We start from the raw sequence: 18,572 nt of genomic DNA on the forward strand, positions 1-18,572 counted from the left end.
GAAGGCAAGTCAGCTGGCACCATGGCCGATATGACCTCCATGACACTCACCGGCCGGCTCAGCGACCGTGATGCCTGGTCGGCGGACGGCTGCTCCGTCGCGGCGGCGCTGGACGTTGTCGGGCGACGAGCCAGCCTGTTGCTGTTGCGGGAAGCGTTTTACGGCGCGCACCGGTTCGACGAGTTCTCGCGGCGGGCCAAGCTCAGCGAGAAGATCACCGCAACCCGGCTGAGGGAGCTCGTCGACGAGGGTCTGCTGGAGAGGCGGCCGTACCACGAACCCGGGCAACGCGGCAGAGAGGCGTACCACCTCACCGAGAAGGGCGAGGACTTTCTGCCCGCGCTGCTGGCACTGATGCGGTGGGGGGACCGCTGGGTCCGCGCAGACGGTGGGCGGGTGAAGTTGACGCATGCCGAGTGCGGGTCGCCGATCGATGTCGACATTCGCTGTGGGGCCGATCATTCCGTGTCAGCGGCAGACATCGAGGTCGCGCCACGCGGTTGATGCGTGGACCTTTCGCGACCCGTCGGGCTGCACACAGTGAACCGCCAGGGTGGCAGTCGGCGCAGAGTCTTTTGCGGTCGTGCGTAGCGGCGATACCAATTCGCACCTGGCGCTCGAACCTGATCAAGTAGTCGCGAGTGACCGCGCGGTCCGCGTGTTGGAGATCGAGCCCATGTGGACCGTTGTATCAATCTGAAAATGACGACGAGCTGACCGAATATGAACACACTCATTGCCTACACAGCGGACGGCGTCGGCTACTCGGGCTGGCGCCTCCATCGCACGTACGATACCGGCGTTTCTGGTTCCTCGGTCGGCGCACTCGTCGATGTCGCCGTGGCGGTTGGGGTCCCAACACGGCCCATCGGGGTCACTCGACCGATCGGCCGGGGCCCGAACCCGACGGCATCACCGAGCGTTCAGGCTGGCCACGGGAAGTGTCGACGCCTCAGGGCCGCGCCGCCACGGCTCTTGATGCCCAGCATGATTCGGCGGTGCTGATGGCGGAACCTTTGGGTTGGCGGTGCATATTTTCCGGTGTTCCGATGTTAGAAACTCGCGCTTGTTGACGAACGGGTGAAGACGCGCGTTTCAGTGAGACCGTAGGTTGTATGGTGTGGGCTCCGGTTGATAATGAGCCTTTGCGATCTGTGGCACGCTGCTGCGATCTTTCGATGACCGACCTCAGGCGCGGATGACGACCGTACCCGCTGTCTCGTAAAGGTTGGCATCGGTGTTGCTCAACTCTGGCCCGGTCACCATCGCCTCGAATTCAGACACCTCGGCAAACCGCGTGAGGGACTCTGACTCTAACATCGAGTCAGCGGCTATAAGGATGCGACGGCGGGTGGCTCGTACGGCAGACTGCTTGACTGCCGCATCTGCAGGATCGCAGGTTGTGATGCCATGTTCGATCGAAATACTCTTCGCCTCAAGGTAAGCCAGATCTATGTTGAAGCTGCGTAGCATTTCTAACGTCCAATGGTCCGCAGTCGACAACGCGGAACCGCGAATCCGGCCACCCAGCAGCAAGACCGTCGCGGTTGAGCTGACCACGAATGCCTCAGCGGCCAGCAGTGACGGTGTGATGACGGTGAGTTCCTTATTGACGAGCCGCTCGGCTATCAGTCGAGATGTATAGCCCGCGTCCAGAAACACTGTCGTAGCGCCGCGAAGCAACTCCACCGCAGCAGCAGCGATCCGGTGTTTGTGGGCAAGATCGACTCCTCTGCGATACTCGACACCCGGGTGGAACGCCACGATCTCCAGTGGGATCGCGCCGCCGTGAACTCTTTTCAGCTGTCTCCGGTTTGCGAGTGTCTTGAGGTCGCGGCGGACCGTCTCGAGGGCGACGTCGAGCTCCTCGGCTAACGCGCTCACCTCTACCCGTCCTCGCGTAAGGGTGAACTCAAGGATCATCCTCTGGCGACTTTCGGAGTCCACTCCTTTCATATGGCTCGACAACCTCGACAACCTCGACGAGCAGGACGGCTGGTCCTATCTTTATGTTCGCTAGGGTTAGTTCTCAATGTCTCAGAAATCGTTTGCCTAGGCACTCAGAGGTCCTCATCGATGTCCAGGACCCCGAATGGCGCGGTTGGGACCTCGGCGATCGCCATCTTGGCCGCAGAGTCGGTCGGGGCGGCGCCACGCGCCAAGGCGGCCAGCGCAGCGTTGGTTCCAACGTCGCGGCCAGCTTGCTCACTGAGCAACCAGCGCACCTCCAATAGATCGCAGTATGCCTGAATAGGAGTGCCCTGATTGTTCAGAGCGGTGTGGGCGATGTGCTCGGTAGGCGTCACCACTTCGATGACCCACAGCCGGGCGGCGGTCTGCTCGTCGACGTCGTGTCCCTCCTCACGGCACAGTTGCGCCTGGTAGGCCAGTAGATCGCCGATCAGGATCTGAGCCTGACCCTCGCCGACGTCTAAACCGGTGAGGTTCTGTAGCCGGTGCGCGTGGTAACGCCGATCACCCACGGCCACATGAAGTCTCAGCTGATTAGGATTCTCGCCGACGGGCTGCAGCGAGACCTCGTCGACGGCAAATCCGAGGTTATTGAGCTTGCGCACCGTACCCTCGACGCGATACCGGTCCGCGAAGCCGAACACCGGCTCAGCATGCAGTGCTTCCCACAGGGTGTCATAGCGGCGCCGCGCTTCTTGCACCTCGGCAATGAGGACGTCTTCCAGTGCCGAGCGTCCTAGTCGTTCGGCGAGGTCGAGCATTCCCATCGCGACGTTTTCCACCATGATGTCGAGGTCGTGCTCGCGCTGGCCGCGACTCAACTTCGGGTGGACTTCCGATGTTTCGGCATCGACGAAATACGCCTGCAAGGTCTGCCCGTCGCGGGAGAACAGCGTGTTTGCCAACGAGCAGTCCCCCCAGAACACCCCGTGGCGATGCAGCTCCACCAGCAGCCCGGCCATGCCGTCCAACAGCCGCGCCCGGTGCTTGGGTTGGTCCGCGGGTAGCCGCATGAACAATCGCCGGTACTGCCACGACCCTTCGAGGTAGCGCGTCACCAGGATCGCGGTATCGAACTCGGGCTGGGTGACCAGACCAGCGGGTCGCACCGCGGGTAGGTCTATTTCCTCAAGCCTGCGCAGGACGTCGTATTCCTTGGCAGCGATGCGCGGCGGCATGTCCTTGACCGCCCACAGCGCACCGTCGGCGTCGACGAACTTCACCAGGTGGCGGCTGGGACCGACCGCGATGTCGCGCAGCGGAACTTCGGGGACGTTCCACTTCGACAACGGCTTATCCCACGGCAGGGCGAGCAGACCGGGAGTCGGCGTCCGCAGCCGGAACTCGGGCGCTCGCACGTCAGTTAAGACGTTCGCCGGTCTTCGGATGGAACAGATGCACAGCGCCTTCGGGCTTCTTGCGTAGCCGCACCGTATTCGCCAGCTTCGGCGCCGTCCGCGGGTTGCACCGCGCGACCAGTTCGACTCCCGATCGCCCGTGCGTGTACACGTATGCCTCGCTACCGAGATCCTCCACTAGATCGACGACGACCTCGACTCCGACACCGTCGGTGGAGATCTCGAGCTGCTCGGGGCGGATCCCGAAGGTGACATCTTGCAGGCCCGCCTCGCTGATCTTCGCGACGTCCGCGCGCTCCAGCTCCAGCACGGCGTCGCCGATCTTTATGCCGTGTTCTGCAAGGGGCAAGTCCACCAGATTCATGGCGGGCGAGCCGATGAAGCCGGCGACGAACGCGTTGGCCGGGCGGTCGTAGAGCTCGTTCGGCGAGGCGAACTGCTGAAGCTTGCCGAATCGCAGCACCGCGACGCGGTCGCCCATCGTCATCGCTTCGACCTGATCGTGGGTGACGTAGACGGTGGTGGTGCCCAACCGTCTTTGTAGCGCCGCAATCTGGGTGCGAGTCTGCACACGCAGCTTCGCGTCGAGGTTCGACAGCGGTTCGTCCATGCAGAACACCTGCGGCTCGCGCACTATCGCGCGGCCCATTGCTACGCGCTGCCGCTGACCGCCGGACAGCTTGGCAGGCTTGCGATCCAGAAAATCGGTGAGGTCCAGAATCTTCGCGGCGTCCTCGACCTTCTTACGACGCTCCTCGGCTGAGACGCCACGCAGTTTCAGTGCGAAGCCCATGTTCTCGGCGACGGTCTTGTTGGGGTACAGGGCGTAATTCTGGAACACCATCGCAATATCGCGGTCCTTGGACGGGACGCCTGTCATGTCCTTGCCGCCGATCTCGATGGCACCCTCGTCGATGTCCTCGAGGCCGGCCAACATTCGCAACGCGGTGCTCTTGCCGGACCCGGACGGGCCGACCAGCACGATGAATTCGCCGTCTTGGATGTCGAGGTTGAGGTTGTCGACGGCGAGTTTGTCCGATCCCTCGTAGATGCAAGACGCGTTCTTGTAGGTGATTGCAGCCATGGTGAAGGCTCCTTCTGGATCCGGAAAGTGAGTGGGTTACTTGATCGCGCCGAACGAGAGTCCGCGCACCAGCTTGTTCTGGGCGAACCACCCGCAGAGGATCACGGGTAGTGCCGCCATGGTTGCGGCCGCCGACAACACGGCCCAGTACTGACCCTCACCGGCGATGAAGCCGACCAGGTACACCGGCATGGTCTGAGCGTTCACCGCGGTCAGGTTGACCGCAAGGAAGAACTCGTTCCACGCGAAGATGACGCAAATGAGTGCGGTGGCTGCGATACCGGGCGACACCAACGGCAGGATCACCTCACGCACCGAACGCCACAGGCTGGCTCCGTCTAGACTTGCCGCCTCAAGCAGCTCGCCGGGTACCTCGAGGAAGAACGAGCGCATCATCCATACAGCGATCGGCAGGTTCATTGCTGTATAGAGGATCACCAGGGCCCAGATGTTGTCCAGCAGACCGATGTTGGACACGATCACGTACAACGGCAGAATTGCTGCGACGACAGGCAACATCTTGGTACTCATGAAGAAGAACAGCGCATCTGAGGTCTTCCGCACCGGTCGCAGTGACAGCGCGAACGCCGCGGGCACTCCGAGCAGCAACACCAGGATCGTCGACATCGCGGTGGCGAACACGGAGTTCAGCATCGCCGGACCGATGCCCTGACTGAAGACGGCCGAGTACTGATCTAGCGTCGGGGTAAAGAAGAGCTTCGGCGGATTGGTCGCCGCATCACTCTCGGCCTTGAAAGACGTCAGGACCATCCAGAACACCGGAAAGAAGAAGCCGAGCCCGACCAGCCACGCCACCACGCCCCACGGGCTGAGCTTCTTGTTCTTCTTCTTGCGAACCGGGGCCGATTGTCTTGCTGTCGAACTCGTTTCGACTGTTGTGGTCATGATTAGGCTGCCTCTTCCGTGCCGGAGAACGATTTGAAGATCAATCGAAGCGCGAAGCTGGCGATGATCATCGTGAAGACGACGACCACCACACCCATGGCAGCGGCCTGGCCCATGTCGAAGCCGAGGAACGCGCGCTGGTAGATGTAAAACGGCAGGTTTGCACTCGCTACACCGGGCCCACCTTGAGTCATCATGAAGATCGCGTCGAAGGTGTTGACCAGGTAGACCGCACCGAGCACGACGCCGAGTTCGATGAAGCGCCGAAGGTGCGGCAGCGTCAACTCCCGGAATAGCTGGATCGCGGTCGCCCCGTCCACTCGGCCGGCCTCGAGTTGATCACGGGGCATGGACGTCAAACCCGCGAGGATCAGCAGCATCATGAACGGCGTCCACTGCCAGATCAATTCGACCATCACCATGGCAAGCGGGAACTGCCCGATCCAGTCCATCGGACCGATCCCGACCAGGGACAGTACCCAGTTGAGGATGCCGTTGTTGGGGTCGAGGATCGTCGTCTTCCACATCAGTGCACCGGCAACGGGCGTGATCAAGAACGGAGTGATCAACAGAGTGCGCACCACACCGCGGCCGAGGAAGGCGCGATCGAGCAACAATGCGATCCCCAAGCCGAACACCGCCGAGATGAGTACTACTCCGACGATGAGGATGACGGTGTTGCCTGCCACCGACCAGAACTGGCTGTCCTGGATGACTGCGAGGTAGTTACTTAGCCCGACAAACTGACGCGAGCCGGGACGGACAAGGTTCCATGACAGCGTCGAGTAGTACAGTGTGAACAGGAAGGGCACCTGCGTCACCGCGATCATGAAGATGAGCGCAGGCAGAAGCGGACCCCGTCGTCGCCACGCCTCGGCGCGGCTCACGCCAACGCCTTGAGACTCTTTGATCTTACGAACCCGGTCGGCGACGGCCTTCTCGTCGGCTTCGGTCGTGGTATCAGCGGTTAGCGTCATCACTTCTCCTGATAGCTCTTGCCGACGGCCTCGGCATACAACTGTGCTTGCTCCAACGCGGCGTCGACGGACTGCTGCCCGGCGATTGCCGCACTGATCTGCTGGCTCACCCGTGTCCCCAGGTCCTGAAACTCGGGGATGCCCACGAACTGCACACCCGTGTACGGCACCGGCTGAACTGTGGGCTTAGCCGGGGTGGAGTTTGTGATCGATTGCAGCGTCAACGGGCCGTATGACTTCGAGATTGCCTCGTACTCCGGCAGTTCGGTGTACGTCGAGGTTCGGCTGCCGGGTGGGACGCGCGCCCAACCCAGCTGCTCACCGACCAACTTCATGTAGTCTTTGCTGGTCATCCAGGAGATGAACTTCCACGCCCCGTCGGGGTTCTTGGCGTGAGCCGGAATTCCCAGCGCCCAGGTGTAGATCCAGCCCGCGTTGGGTTTGACGACGATCGGCGCGGGCAGGTACCCGATCTTGCCGACCAGGTCCGGGTAGGTTTTTGGGTCTTCGAGCACCGAGACCGCCGAGGTCGCGTCGTACCACATCGCTGTTTGTCCCTGGCCGAACAGATTGGCGCACTCCTGGAAGCCGGTTGAGGAGGCGCCTAGCTCGCCGGATTCCTTGATGGTGTTGACATAGAAGTTCACGGCCTTTTTAACCTCAGGGGAGTTGAGCTGGGCGTTCCAATGGTCGTCGAACCAACGGCCGCCGAACGTGTTAATAACGGTGTTCAGGGGCGCGAGCACCTCGCCCCAGCCGGGTTTGCCTCGCAGGCAGATTCCCGCCCGGTCATCGCTTTTCAACGTCTTTGCCCAGCCGGCAACCTCCTGCCAGGTCGGTTGATACGTCGGATCTTGGTTGACCTTAATTCCGGCCTGCTCGAAGAGGTCCTTTCGGTACATCAGGAACGATGACTCACCGTAAAACGGAACCGCGTACATATTTCCCTTGTAGGACAACGATTCCCGCAACGATGGGATGAAATCAGCTTCGTCGTAGCCTGGAGTGTTCTTGGCGAACTCTGAGAGATTCAACAGCCAGCCGTCTTTCGCCCACTGCGGCGTTTCGAAGTTGCTGATCATCGCGACGTCGAACTGACTGCCGCCCATGGCTGTTGACATCGTGATTTTCGCCCGAGCCTGGTTCTCCGACAGCGAGATGAACTTCAGCTTGACTCCGGGGTTCTCCTTCTCGAACTCCGACGACAGTTTTTGTGCGTCAGTCATCTGGGAGTTGGACACCAGCGCGATCGTCACCTCGTTCGTCGATGCCCCCAGGCTGCCCGCACCTGAGCAGCCAGAAGTGAACAGGAGCGTGGCTGCCGCCATGCCGGCTGCAAGTTTGTGCAAAGCCCTGCGTTGAGATTTCACTGAACCTGACCTTTCGAGGGGGCGGAACTTCCCTGGCTGAGAAGCCAACGAGCACAATCGATATCGCAAACCAGGAATTTGGCGAGCTTGCCGCGAAGCGCTCCGAGAGTGGCGAGGTATTTGGTTGCGCCGCTGGAGACCAGCAGTGTCTTCTCGCACTCCTGTATCACCTCGAGGGGAACCGATACCGTGCGATGCTGCAACTCGGATTCGATCGGTGTGCCTAATCCGTCGTAGAACCTGCCGCCGATTTCGCCAACGGCACCCAGCGCGACGAGTTCGTCGAGCATCCTGGTGTCGAGGAAGCTTCCCTCGAAAAGGGTTGTGGCAGTTGATACTGACCCGACACCGAACAACATCGCATTGGCCCGTCGGCCCGCTTCCAGGGATCGGGAGATCAGGGAGTCGGCGCTGATGGAGGCGACAGTCGAGGGATCGGCATAGAGCGGCGCCGGCAGGCGGATCCCACTCGCTTGCAGCGTATCCTCGCAACGGCTAAGGATGAACTCGGTGCCGGTCTGATAGACGGCCGTCGACATCGCTCCGTCCAGTTGCACGACGGTGCGACAGGTCGCCAGACCTGTGGTCAGGGCAGTTGCCACAGCTACTTGCTCAGGCCCCCAGGTGAAGCCGAGGATGTCGGTGGGCGACAACCGTCGCATCAGCAGGGCGGCCGCCGCGCGACCCACGCTCGCGTATGCTTCCGGTCGGTCGCGCGCCCCGGTGTCGACGCCATGGCCCGCGACGACAGCTTCGGCGAGTCCGAATCGCTCCTCAAGCTCTCGCTCCTCATCGGCGTGCAGGTCATCACGCAGGCTGGGCGGTACGACCACCTCGATACGTACCAGGCCGTTGGCTTTGGCGCGGGCGACCAGGCGGCCCGCAGTCGGACGGGATACCCCGAGGCGCTGTGCGATCTCGGCCTGAGTGAGTCCGTCAAGGTAGTAGAGATTGGCCGCACGCAGCGCCAGGCGCAGGTCCTCGGTCCTAGCGCCACTAGATGTGGCGGGGGTCGTAGCCGCATTCGCGGCGCGGCCGTTCGTCATCGAGTTGGCCTTGATGCTCGGTACCGACATTTACGTCTCGCTCACCTAGAGTGTGAGCATTTGCTCACCCGTGCGTTCATATGCTCACCACGGTAACATGGCTAATGTGACGTACACAACACTTTCCCTAGATGCCCAAATGCGGGTTGCCGTACTCGCTGAACCAGGTCGAATCGAGATCGAAAGACGGCCGGTTCCGGAACCGGCTCACGGCGACGTGCTGATCAAGGTGTCAACCGTGGGGGTCTGCGGCTCGGACACGCATTACTACCGTCATGGTCGGGTAGGCAGTTTCGTCGCCGACGCACCGCTAGTCCTCGGCCACGAGGCGGCCGGAACCATCGTTGCGGTGGGCGATGGCGTGCTGGACTCACGCGTCGGACAACGGGTGTCCATCGAACCCCAGCGACCTGACCCCAACAGTGCCGAGACTCTCAGTGGTCACTACAACCTGTGCCCGCACATGCGGTTCTACGGCACCCCGCCCGTCGACGGCGCATTCAGCGAATACGTGACCATTGGTGCGGCGTTCGCGCACGCGGTGTCCGATGCGGTGTCTGATGAGGCCGCAGCCTTGTGTGAGCCACTCTCGGTGGCTATCGCGGCGACGCGCAAGGCCGGCCTCGACGGCGGCTCACGTGTGCTGATAGCAGGTGCCGGCCCGATAGGTATCGCGCTGGCTCAGGTCGCGCGCGCCTATGGTGCGACGGATATCTTCGTCAGCGATCCGGACGGGTCGCGCCGCGCCCAGGCACTGAACTTCGGCGCGACGACAGTGCTCGACCCCACCGCCGATCCGATCGGGAATCTGGGCGTCGACGCATTCATCGACGCATCTGGAGCGCCGTCGGCAGTAAACCAGGGCATCCGGGCGGTTCGGCCCGCAGGCAAGGTGGTGCTGGTCGGGTCGGGCGCCGAATCGATGGACCTACCGACCCAAGTGATCCAGAACCGAGAGTTGTTGCTCACAGGGGTGTTCCGGTACGCGAACTCGTGGCCTTCGGCGATCGCGCTGGTCGAGTCGGGCCGTGTCGATCTTGACGCGATGGTCACCGCGCGATTCACCTTGGACGACGTGGCCAAGGCCTTGGACCATGACCGGACGCCGGGTAGCGTCAAAGCGGTAGTGACAGTGTCATGAGACTCAGCAACAAGTCATCGGCGGATCTCATGGTCGCGAAGCCAAATTACAACCGGGACGAGATCGGCGTCGGAATAGTCCATTTCGGTGTCGGTGGCTTCCATCGCGCGCATCAGGCGATGTACATCGACCGGCTCCTCCAGCGCGGGTTGGCCCGGGACTGGGGAATCTGCGGAGTTGGAGTGCTGCCATCGGATCGCAAGATGAAAGATGTTCTTCAGGCCCAGGACGGGCTCTACACACTGATCTTGGAGAACCCCGACGGCACGCGCGACGTCCGTGTCATCGGTTCGATCATTGACTACCGCTACGCCCCGGACGACCCGGAGTCGGTGATCGAACTGCTTGCTGCACCCACTACCCGCATCGTGTCGTTGACCATTACCGAGGGTGGTTACCACATCGATAAGGCCGGACCCGACAGCGTCTTCGGTGTGATCACCGAGGCACTTTCCCGGCGGCGGGCCCGCAACATGGAATCGCCGACGATCGTGTCCTGCGACAACATCGAGGGCAACGGCAACGTCGCGCGGCAGGCATTCGTCAGCTTTGCGGATCGGTATCACTCGGGACTCTCCGACTGGATGGCACAGCACACCACATTCCCGAATTCGATGGTCGACCGGATCACCCCGGTCACCACCCCGGACGTCATTACAGGTCTGGCCGAGCAGTACGGCATCGACGACGGGTGGCCGGTGGTGACCGAGCCGTTCACCGCGTGGGCGCTGGAGGACGATTTCGCCGCCGGTCGGCCGCCGCTCGAAGACGTTGGCGTGCTCACGGTCGACGACGTGACTCCCTACGAACTGATGAAGCTGCGGCTGCTCAACGCCAGCCATCAGGGTCTGTGCTATTTTGCCTACCTGGCCGGCTACCGCCTGGTCCACGAAGCCGCAAGCGATCCGCTGTTCGCAGATTTCCTCTTGGCGTACATGGATTCCGAGGCCACTCCCACACTCCTACCGGTTCCCGGGATCGACCTGCCCGAATACAAACGCACGCTCATCGAGAGGTTCGCCAATCCAAGCGTCCGGGACACTATCGCCCGGTTGTGTGCGGACTCCTCCGACCGCATCCCGAAATGGTTGGTGCCGGTGATTCGGGCCAACCTGATCTCGGGTGCACCCATCCGGCTTTCGGCAGCTATCGTGGCGAGCTGGGCCCGGTACGCGGAGGGCGTCGACGAGGCGGGTCAACCCATTGAGGTCGTCGATCAGTTGGCCGACTCCTTAATGCCGATCGCCCAAACCCAACATCGACATCCGCTCGCATTTATCGAGAACAGCGCACTGTTCGGAGATCTCGCCTCGTCGCAGCGCTTTGTCGAGGCCTACCAATGGGCGCTGGACTCCCTACATTCCGAAGGAGCCCGAGCCACCCTCGAGCTGTTGCGGAAGGAAGTCTGATGACCCGCGCCCTCGTCATCGGTGAAGCCTTGATCGACATCGTCGAGCGCGACGGTCAGATCACCGGGGAGCACGTGGGTGGTAGTCCGTTGAACGTCGCGGTCGGCTTGGCGCGGCTCGGACGCGATGTCGATTTCTTCACCCACATCGCCGACGATCCACGCGGCCGCCGGATATCCGAGTACCTGGGCGCCTCGGGCGTCGCCCTCGTCCCGGGCAGCACCAGCGCACGTCGGACACCGTCGGCCCGGGCGTCACTCGATGTGACCGGTGCGGCGACCTACGAGTTCGACATCGACTGGCAACTGTCGGGGACTCCCGAGATCTCGCCACCGGTGGTTGTCCACACCGGGTCGATCGCCACCGCGCTCGACCCTGGTCGCCTGGCCGTCGAGGCACTACTGGATACCTATGGTGTCGCAGCGACTGTCACATTCGACCCCAACGTGCGCCCGGCGCTTATGCAGGACAGCACGCTGGCGCGAGAACGTATCGAGCGGATCGTCGAGGTCAGCGACATCGTCAAGGTCAGCGACGAGGACCTGGCATGGATTGCCCCAGATACAGAGTCCGTAGATCTGGCCCGCCGCTGGCTCGCGATGGGGCCGGCCCTGGTGGCTGTCACAATGGGCGGAAGAGGTGCCTTCGCAGTGTCGGCTTCGGGATTGGTACGGGTGCCGGCTCGCTCGGTGCAGGTGGTGGACACCGTCGGCGCGGGCGACTCCTTCATGTCTGGACTTCTAGACGCCCTCTGGTCGTTGGACCTGCTCGGGGCCGACCGGCGCGATGACGTACGCCGAATCAGCCCCGCTCACGTCGAGGCCGTCCTTGAAGCCGCAGTGCTGAACGCAGCTCTAACGGTGGCGCAGACCGGTGCAGTCCTACCGTACCGCGCGACACGCGACGCGGCGTTACGCTCGACTTCGTAAGTGCGCCATAAGCGGTCGCCGCGAGTTCCACACAGCGAGCGAACGCGACTCGTCTCAAGAGACCAGGTTTGACCCAAGGTCAGTCGCTGAGCCTGATCCCGGAGATTTGGCGGACCGAGCGTTCGCGGTGCAGCCACGTGTTTGAACCCCGCCGGCGGCCGCGGACGCTATCAGACTCCTGAACGGCGAGTAAGGCTGCGGCGCCGGTCGACACCGACTCCCGACTTGACCCGCGTCTAAGAACGCCTGATCAGCTCCGATGCGTCGGCAGGCTGAGCAGCGGAAAGGACGTGATCGATCTTGGTAGCCGTGGGGCGTTAGTCGTTTGGGCTGCGCCCGCCGAAAACCGCGTGTTGTCGACCGTACGGATCATACCGGGCGATTGGGCATATCCCAGAACGGCAACTAGGTGCCGGGGCTGGCCTGCAAGTGCTCGATGTCGTTTCAGTAAGCCTCGTCGGAACTATGCTGCACCTGTACCAATCCGAGGATTGGCTCCTCGCCGAGAACACCCGACATCGCGAAGTGTGACCAGTCGATCTATCTCCAGATCTGGCCAGACGATGAATCCGATCAACCGTGAGCGGGTTCGATAGTTCTCCCTTTAGCTCCACAAACAGACCGGCCAGGGAATGGCCGGTCTGTTGTTTCGCCGAAAGCAAGGTGGCAATGGAACCGAGTGCGGGTGCATCGCATCTCGCACCGCCGTCCAAACCAACCGCAGCATCGCCCGGCCGGGGACGGCGCAGACGGGCGAGAGCTCAGTTCACATCGCGGCCTGTCAGGCCCACGCTGAGATCCCAAAGGGATTCTGCCTGCCGGCGGTCCACTGCGTATGCCTTCACCCCGGTGCCATCCTCGGTGGCCGGACCGGCGACCTCGCAGTCTTCGAGATATAGGCCACCGAGGCCGTCCAACTGTGGGCTCGTCGCCGCCCACAAGCCAGTGGCCGCGCCTTGAGACATGGACTTGAACGTTGGGTCCGCGACGTTGCCGTCCTCGTCGATCCAGCCGCGATCGATCATCTCGGCAGATTCGAGGTGCCGCTGCAACGGGGTGAGGATTGACCCTGGGTGCAGCGAGAACGCGCGCACCCCGGCAGCCGCCCCCAATTCGTCCAGGCGTAGCGCAAACAGAATGTTCGCGGTCTTCGACTGCCCGTATGCCGCCCACTTGTCATACCTCGACGTGAACTGTGGATCCTCCCATCGGATACCCGAATTGTGGTGTCCAGCAGACGAGTACACGACGATACGGCCTGCGCTCCGCGCCAGGCTGGGCCAAAGATCCGCGGCAAGGGAGAAGTGGCCCAGATGATTGACCGCGAACTGGCTCTCCCAACCCGGCCCCGCCCGCTGCAGCGGTGTGGCCATGATCCCTGCGGCGCCAATGAACAGATCGACCCGCGCCCACGAATCACAGATGCGTTGCGCGCACACCGAAACCGAATCCAGGTCGGCAAGATCACCCTTCAGTACGGTCACGGCGTCCCCGAGGTGGTCGACGGCGCGGGCAGCGGCATCGATGCGGCGAGCAGGGATGATGACATGCGCTCCTGCTTGGACCAGGTGGTTGGTGGTTTCCAGCCCGAGGCTGGAGTAGCCGCCAGTGACGACGGCTACGGCACCGGTGAGGTCGATGCCGGCCATGACGTCCTCGCTGGTCGATCCATGCCCGAATCCAGAACCGATCGGATGCTGTGTGGTGGTTCCAGTCATCACGCCACGCCAAAATCTAGAGTGCCCTCTAGGTCAAGCCTCGGAGATGAATGCCCCTATGACACAGACCTTTACGATTGGGCAAGCGGCGGAACGCACCGGCCTGAGTATCCACACCCTCAGATTCTATGAACGTGAGAATCTGCTGATCAGCAATGTGGCCCGTACGAGCTCCGGCCGCAGACGGTATGCACAAACCGATGTCGAGTGGCTGGCGATCTGCGTTCGATTACGCGAGTCCGGGATGCCGCTCGCGCAACTCGCCGAGTTCGCCGCTCTGGTCCGCCAAGGACCCGGCAACGAAAACCAACGCCTGGAGCTCCTCCGTAAACACGAAGCTCACGTCCGAGCGCAACTGGGCAGTCTCCAGCATTGCCTCGATGTCATCGAGACGAAGGTTGCCGTCTACGAAGACCGGGTCGAACATGCCGCAGCGCAAGGACTGTGGGATCCGACCGCGGTCGAAAGTTGAGCCGGCGACTCCGGTGGTAAGCAGCGCTTTCGACCTTCGTGCCCTAGTCCGAAGCGGTCTTGCCGGAGGACGCATCACCCTTGCCCGACGAAGCGCCGGCACCTGCGGTGCCTCTGCTTTCCGACGTCGCGGCGGCGGTGGCGGGTTCCGGCGTGCGCCGCTTCGGGGCGGGCTTGGGCTTGACGCCCTTCTTGGGGTTGGTCCCCTTCACACCGAGGCCGGACTTGGCGCCGGGCCGGGTGACCTTGTCACCCTTGGTGTCGTCGGCCTTCGGCGATGACCCGGCGGTGGACCCGGCTTCGGTCTTCGTCTCGGTCTTGGTGTCGGTCTTGGTCTTGGTGTCGGTCTTGGTCTTGGTGTCGGTCTTGGTCTTGGTGTCGGTCTTGGTGCCCGACGTGCTGTCGGACTTGGTATCCGGCTTGGTGTCAGGCTTGGCATCCGGCTCGGCCGGAGCCTTCGGATCGCTGACAGCCGCTGTGCCGGTGTTGGTCTCGGTTGCCGGCTCCGTCGCGGTGGAAGTCTCGGATGCCGTTGTCGTGGCGGTCTTCGTCTCGGTCGCAACCTCGGTCTGTGGCTCGGTCGCAACCTCGGTCACCTCGGTCGCCGGTTCGGTGGTCACATCCACCTCGGCCAGGGGGTTAGCGGTGGTGGCCGCAGCCTCGCTGTCGACGTCGGTGCTTGCCGGCTTCTCTTCGGTCTTGGTGTCAGCGAGAGTGGCTGTCGCCGTGGTGGTGTCGTGCTTGCCGGTGGTTGCCGTCCGTGCGGATGCGCTCTCGCCGACGTCGGGTGTCTTCTCGACGGATTCCGCCGTGACAGCAGAGGTGGTGTCTGCCTCGCTACTGGCCGCTGCGACGCGCGCCGCCGCGGTGGCGACCTTGGCCGTACCGAAGATCCCGCCGAGCAGGTTCTTCACCGCCTTCATCACCGCCATGGCCGTCATCGGCACGAAGTTGATGATCGTCGCCACCATGGATGCGAGCTGGTGGGCAAAGGCGGCCAATCCGGTCTGCGGCTTGGGTTTGGTCGGATTTGTCGGCTTGGGCCCGGTCAACTCCAGGATCAGCTTCCTGATCACGTCGGCGGCGGCCTTCTCGTTCCAGGAGTAGTCGAACAGGCCGAAGTGGTGTTCGGTGTTCGTGCTGTTGGCGGGGCCGGTGTCCTTGACGTTGTAGATGAAGATGGGACCGCCGTTGAGGAACTTCTGCCAGGTCCTGATCATGTCTTCCATGAAGTCGGCCTGCTTCTGCAGATCGGCCGCGGTACCGCTCACCGTGGGCTGGCCGTACTCGCTGATCCAGATCTTCAGATCGGCGTCACCCTTGACGTTCATCAGCGCTCGGATGGCCTGGAGCTGCGCGAGTGCCGATGTTCCCGGCCACGTATTGGCAGGGCCCGCACTGAATTTCACCGAGTAGTTGTAGGGGTGGAACGAGATGGCGTCGAAGTACCCTTGGGCACCGTTGGCGTACATCTGGGTCACGAAGCTCACCGGGTCCAAGGTGAGGTTTCCCAGGGTCAGTCCGGCGCCGACGACACCACCGATCACCTTGATGTCCTGATTGGTACTCGCCGCGACCGTCTTGATCGCCGTGTAGGCCTTCTTGAGCATCTCGGTGTAGGAGGCCGCGCTGACGGGGTTCCATTCCAGGAATCCGTTGGGCTCGTTCCAGATCTCGTAGGCCGAGATCTGGCCCGCGTAGCGCTCGGCGACAGTCGCGGCGAACTTGGCGTAGATGTCCGGGTCGGGATGGCCGTTGCCCAGGGAACCAGCCCACGGTGGGGTCTTGTTGAGCACGCCGAGAATGCCCATCCCACGATCGGAGGCGGCCTTCACGATGTAGTCGGTCTTGGCCCAGTTGTACTTGGTGGCACTCGTCGGCTGGATGTTCAGCCAGAACACGCCGACACGGACATTGGTGACGCCGAGCGACAGCATCTTGTCCAGTGCCTTGTCGATCTCGGCATTGCTCATCGAGTACAGGTTCGACTCGGCGATACCGATCGTGGTCGGGGACTCGTCGATGGCCGCCGTATTGATGATGTCGTACGAGGCCTGCTGAACGGCCGGCACGTGACCATTTTGGTTGGTCGGCAAGAGATATTGACTCGTCGTCGCCGCGAATAGTGCTACCGCGGTCACTGCAATTACGGACCGAATGGCAACCCTTCGGAAATGCCTGAGCGCATGGCTCATGACGGCGACTCCTCTTTTGAAATAGAGCAATTCAGGTGCGTGACCAGCCTCTTGCCCAAAAGTTATGTGGGCAACAGCAAATTGGCAAATCATTCATATTGGGCATTAAGGTGGCCGCTTTCGGTACCTGATACTCGTAACTCGGCAAAGGATTGGTCAATTAGCTTGATTTCCATCAGGCGGCGGTAAGTCGAGTTATGGCAACACGCGAGGAAAGTCGCACCGCGCTCGGCGCGAACCGAAGGGGCATCGGCCCATGGGCCGCTAATGCACAGCAGATTCCCAGTTTTGGGACATTGCCTGCCGTGCGCCCATGCCGGGTGTGGTCTCAGGGTGTCGGGGCGGGCGATGGCTGGCGAATTCGGGCGGAGTCTCGCCGAATCCGAAAACGTCGCCGCACTGGCCTCAGGGGCAAGATTCGTTCGGCCGCGTGGACGCGTCGCGAGTCGCAGGCGACCCTGTGGCGGCAGGTAAAACGTCTGGTCGGCGCGCTATTGCGGGGCGAGAATCTTAGAGAAGATTTACAGTTCGCTTAGGCTGGTCGCCTTCACGACGCCGGCGGCTCGGCGGCCGGACGGCCTCAGAGCTCGGGGGTCTGCCCGGTTACCTGGAAGATGACACGACGCCCGATCTCCACGGCGTGGTCGGCAAAGCGTTCGTAGAACCTGCCCAACAGCGTGATGTCCACCGCGCTGGCCACGCCGTGGTGCCACTCCTTGTCCATCAGAACCGTGAACAGGTGCTTGTGCAGATGATCCATGGCGTCGTCGTCCCGACTGATCTGAGCGGCTCGCTGCGGATCGCCCGACAGCACCACTTCCTGGGCGCAGTTGCTGAGTTCGACTGCGATACGGCCCATTTCGGCGAAGTAACCGTCGACCTCCTCGGGTACCGCATGCCCGGGGTGGCGGCGGCGGGCGATCTTGGCGACATGCAGCGCCAGCCCGCCCATCCGTTCGGAGTCGGCGACATTCTGCATCGAACCGACCACCAGGCGTAGGTCGCTCGCGACGGGAGCCTGCAACGCCAGCAGGACGAACGCCGCCTCTTCGGCCTGGGTACGAAGGGCCGCCAGGTGGTCGTGATCGGTGATGACCTGCTCGGCGGTCACCAGATCGGCCTGCAACAGGGCCTGCGTGGCGCGTTCCATGGCCACTCCGGCCAGCCCGCACATCTCGCTGAGCGTCTGGGTCAGTCCGTCGAGCTGGTCTTGGAAGGCGGTGCGCATTGTCACACAGTAGATGCTGAACGGCGTGACAGGTGCACTTGGTGAACTCACCATGAATGTGATCTGGCTGGGTGGTGAAAGGAGTTGCCCCCGATGGGGCATTCCGGCTAACAAGGTTTTAACGCTGACATGTGGCCGGACGGCCGAGGGGGAACTGTGGCGCTATCCGATGTGCTGGCGCGCATCTTGGGATTCCTTCGTGCCGGTTATCCCGAGGGCGTCCCGGCCGACGACTACATTCCGCTGGTCGCGGTGTTGAGGCGGCGCTTGTCCGACGACGAAGTGCTCACCCTGACAACTCAATTGATTGCGTTGGGAAACAGGCCGGCGCACGGGACCGACGTGCGCGTGGCGATCACCAAGCTCACCGACGAGATGCCCTCGCACGAGGACGTGCAACGCGTCGAACACCGGCTGTTGGCGGCCGGCTGGCCGATAGACGACCCGCTGACGTTTCCGAAATAGGTTGTGTCAGGTGATCGCAGACGGCGAGGCGACCCCGGACGGTGATGGGGTGGTGTTCCGGCTTGTGCAGCCCGCTGAACGTGCGCAGGCGGAATTCTTCGCCGGTGTGCTCCGACAGGAGATCGCCACGATGACCGCGAAAATCGCGAAAGCCGAAGCAGATTGGCGCCGCCGCTGCGACGAGAAGGGTTATGTCGAACCGCCGTGCCGTATCGGGGTGGTGCTGCGACGGGTCGAGGAGGCGACGCGGATGCTCGGCGCGATCGACGAACGCTTTCTGCGTACCCGGTGAACGGGAATAGGC

General features: G+C 62.6%; 17 protein-coding genes. 7 read left to right on the forward strand and 10 right to left on the reverse strand.

Going from position 1 to position 18,572, the window contains the following annotated elements:
* The first annotated feature begins 30 nt into the window (after window positions 1-30).
* The gene (locus H7J86_RS24895) at window positions 31-504 is read left to right on the forward strand and encodes a winged helix-turn-helix transcriptional regulator (protein WP_267294213.1); all 474 of its coding nucleotides are present in this window, start codon (window positions 31-33) and stop codon (window positions 502-504) included.
* A 684-nt stretch (window positions 505-1,188) separates the two neighbouring features.
* Here the strand turns inward: H7J86_RS24895 and H7J86_RS24900 are convergent.
* From H7J86_RS24900 to H7J86_RS24930, 7 genes are all read right to left on the reverse strand, one after another.
* Window positions 1,189-1,947: a DeoR/GlpR family DNA-binding transcription regulator gene (locus tag H7J86_RS24900; protein WP_267294454.1), complete on the reverse strand. Its 759-nt coding sequence runs from the start codon at window positions 1,945-1,947 to the stop codon at window positions 1,189-1,191.
* A 113-nt stretch (window positions 1,948-2,060) separates the two neighbouring features.
* Window positions 2,061-3,329 carry a DUF4032 domain-containing protein gene (locus tag H7J86_RS24905; protein ID WP_267294215.1) on the reverse strand — a complete coding sequence of 423 codons (1,269 nt, stop codon included), beginning with the start codon at window positions 3,327-3,329 and terminating at the stop codon, window positions 2,061-2,063.
* Window position 3,330: 1 nt separating this feature from the next.
* Window positions 3,331-4,413 carry an ABC transporter ATP-binding protein gene (locus tag H7J86_RS24910; protein WP_267294217.1) on the reverse strand — a complete coding sequence of 361 codons (1,083 nt, stop codon included), beginning with the start codon at window positions 4,411-4,413 and terminating at the stop codon, window positions 3,331-3,333.
* A 36-nt stretch (window positions 4,414-4,449) separates the two neighbouring features.
* Window positions 4,450-5,319, reverse strand: a complete 870-nt coding sequence (locus tag H7J86_RS24915; RefSeq protein WP_267294219.1) for a carbohydrate ABC transporter permease — start codon at window positions 5,317-5,319, stop codon at window positions 4,450-4,452.
* 2 nt (window positions 5,320-5,321) lie between these two features.
* Window positions 5,322-6,296 carry a carbohydrate ABC transporter permease gene (locus H7J86_RS24920; protein ID WP_267294221.1) on the reverse strand — a complete coding sequence of 325 codons (975 nt, stop codon included), beginning with the start codon at window positions 6,294-6,296 and terminating at the stop codon, window positions 5,322-5,324.
* Window positions 6,296-7,624, reverse strand: a complete 1,329-nt coding sequence (locus H7J86_RS24925) for an ABC transporter substrate-binding protein (RefSeq protein ID WP_267294223.1) — start codon at window positions 7,622-7,624, stop codon at window positions 6,296-6,298. Before H7J86_RS24925 ends, H7J86_RS24920 begins: the two co-directional genes overlap by 1 nt.
* Window positions 7,625-7,662: 38 nt before the next feature.
* Entirely contained in the window at window positions 7,663-8,712 is a 1,050-nt protein-coding gene (locus H7J86_RS24930) for a sugar-binding transcriptional regulator (protein ID WP_267294456.1), read from the reverse strand.
* Between the two features lie 139 nt (window positions 8,713-8,851).
* On the opposite strand from H7J86_RS24930, the gene H7J86_RS24935 reads away from it, so the two are divergent.
* From H7J86_RS24935 to H7J86_RS24945, 3 genes are read left to right on the forward strand one after another with little or no spacing between them, the layout of a single operon-like run.
* The gene (locus tag H7J86_RS24935) at window positions 8,852-9,853 is read left to right on the forward strand and encodes an NAD(P)-dependent alcohol dehydrogenase (RefSeq protein ID WP_267294225.1); all 1,002 of its coding nucleotides are present in this window, start codon (window positions 8,852-8,854) and stop codon (window positions 9,851-9,853) included.
* On the forward strand, window positions 9,850-11,262 hold the full coding sequence (locus H7J86_RS24940; protein WP_267294227.1) for a mannitol dehydrogenase family protein: 1,413 nt from the start codon (window positions 9,850-9,852) through the stop codon (window positions 11,260-11,262). Before H7J86_RS24935 ends, H7J86_RS24940 begins: the two co-directional genes overlap by 4 nt.
* Window positions 11,262-12,191, forward strand: a complete 930-nt coding sequence (locus H7J86_RS24945; protein ID WP_267294229.1) for a carbohydrate kinase family protein — start codon at window positions 11,262-11,264, stop codon at window positions 12,189-12,191. The genes H7J86_RS24940 and H7J86_RS24945 overlap by 1 nt, the downstream gene beginning before the upstream one ends.
* 761 nt (window positions 12,192-12,952) lie before the next feature.
* Here H7J86_RS24945 and H7J86_RS24950 read toward each other — a convergent pair.
* A complete protein-coding gene (locus H7J86_RS24950; protein ID WP_267294231.1) occupies window positions 12,953-13,909 on the reverse strand; it encodes an oxidoreductase in 957 nt (318 codons plus the stop codon).
* 58 nt (window positions 13,910-13,967) lie between these two features.
* On the opposite strand from H7J86_RS24950, the gene H7J86_RS24955 reads away from it, so the two are divergent.
* Window positions 13,968-14,381 (forward strand): MerR family transcriptional regulator, encoded by a 414-nt coding sequence (locus H7J86_RS24955; protein WP_267294233.1) that lies wholly within the window; start codon window positions 13,968-13,970, stop codon window positions 14,379-14,381.
* A gap of 43 nt (window positions 14,382-14,424) precedes the next feature.
* On the opposite strand, the gene H7J86_RS24960 is transcribed toward H7J86_RS24955, so the two are convergent.
* Together H7J86_RS24960 and phoU are read right to left on the reverse strand one after the other, a co-directional pair.
* Entirely contained in the window at window positions 14,425-16,452 is a 2,028-nt protein-coding gene (locus H7J86_RS24960; RefSeq protein WP_267294235.1) for a glycoside hydrolase family 5 protein, read from the reverse strand.
* 703 nt (window positions 16,453-17,155) lie between these two features.
* Window positions 17,156-17,803, reverse strand: a complete 648-nt coding sequence (gene phoU / locus H7J86_RS24965) for a phosphate signaling complex protein PhoU (RefSeq protein WP_090362291.1) — start codon at window positions 17,801-17,803, stop codon at window positions 17,156-17,158.
* A gap of 156 nt (window positions 17,804-17,959) precedes the next feature.
* Here phoU and H7J86_RS24970 point away from each other — a divergent pair, with 156 nt between their 5' ends.
* Together H7J86_RS24970 and H7J86_RS24975 are read left to right on the forward strand one after the other, a co-directional pair.
* Window positions 17,960-18,268: a DUF3349 domain-containing protein gene (locus H7J86_RS24970; protein WP_170847422.1), complete on the forward strand. Its 309-nt coding sequence runs from the start codon at window positions 17,960-17,962 to the stop codon at window positions 18,266-18,268.
* Window positions 18,269-18,278: 10 nt separating this feature from the next.
* Window positions 18,279-18,560, forward strand: a complete 282-nt coding sequence (locus H7J86_RS24975; RefSeq protein ID WP_090362297.1) for a hypothetical protein — start codon at window positions 18,279-18,281, stop codon at window positions 18,558-18,560.
* Window positions 18,561-18,572 lie beyond the last annotated feature (12 nt).

This window comes from Mycobacterium hackensackense (genome assembly GCF_025822555.1).
GTDB lineage: Bacteria > Actinomycetota > Actinomycetes > Mycobacteriales > Mycobacteriaceae > Mycobacterium > Mycobacterium fluoranthenivorans.

Coding starts and splice junctions, on each gene's coding strand:
- H7J86_RS24940 (WP_267294227.1), top strand. CDS start 9,850: ATGAGACTCAGCAACAAGTCATCGGCGGATCTCATGGTCGCGAAGCCA.
- H7J86_RS24920 (WP_267294221.1), bottom strand. CDS start 6,296: ATGACGCTAACCGCTGATACCACGACCGAAGCCGACGAGAAGGCCGTC.
- H7J86_RS24910 (WP_267294217.1), bottom strand. CDS start 4,413: ATGGCTGCAATCACCTACAAGAACGCGTCTTGCATCTACGAGGGATCG.
- H7J86_RS24945 (WP_267294229.1), top strand. CDS start 11,262: ATGACCCGCGCCCTCGTCATCGGTGAAGCCTTGATCGACATCGTCGAG.
- H7J86_RS24955 (WP_267294233.1), top strand. CDS start 13,968: ATGACACAGACCTTTACGATTGGGCAAGCGGCGGAACGCACCGGCCTG.
- phoU (WP_090362291.1), bottom strand. CDS start 17,803: ATGCGCACCGCCTTCCAAGACCAGCTCGACGGACTGACCCAGACGCTC.
- H7J86_RS24950 (WP_267294231.1), bottom strand. CDS start 13,909: ATGACTGGAACCACCACACAGCATCCGATCGGTTCTGGATTCGGGCAT.
- H7J86_RS24915 (WP_267294219.1), bottom strand. CDS start 5,319: ATGACCACAACAGTCGAAACGAGTTCGACAGCAAGACAATCGGCCCCG.
- H7J86_RS24895 (WP_267294213.1), top strand. CDS start 31: ATGACCTCCATGACACTCACCGGCCGGCTCAGCGACCGTGATGCCTGG.
- H7J86_RS24925 (WP_267294223.1), bottom strand. CDS start 7,624: ATGGCGGCAGCCACGCTCCTGTTCACTTCTGGCTGCTCAGGTGCGGGC.
- H7J86_RS24935 (WP_267294225.1), top strand. CDS start 8,852: ATGCGGGTTGCCGTACTCGCTGAACCAGGTCGAATCGAGATCGAAAGA.
- H7J86_RS24930 (WP_267294456.1), bottom strand. CDS start 8,712: ATGACGAACGGCCGCGCCGCGAATGCGGCTACGACCCCCGCCACATCT.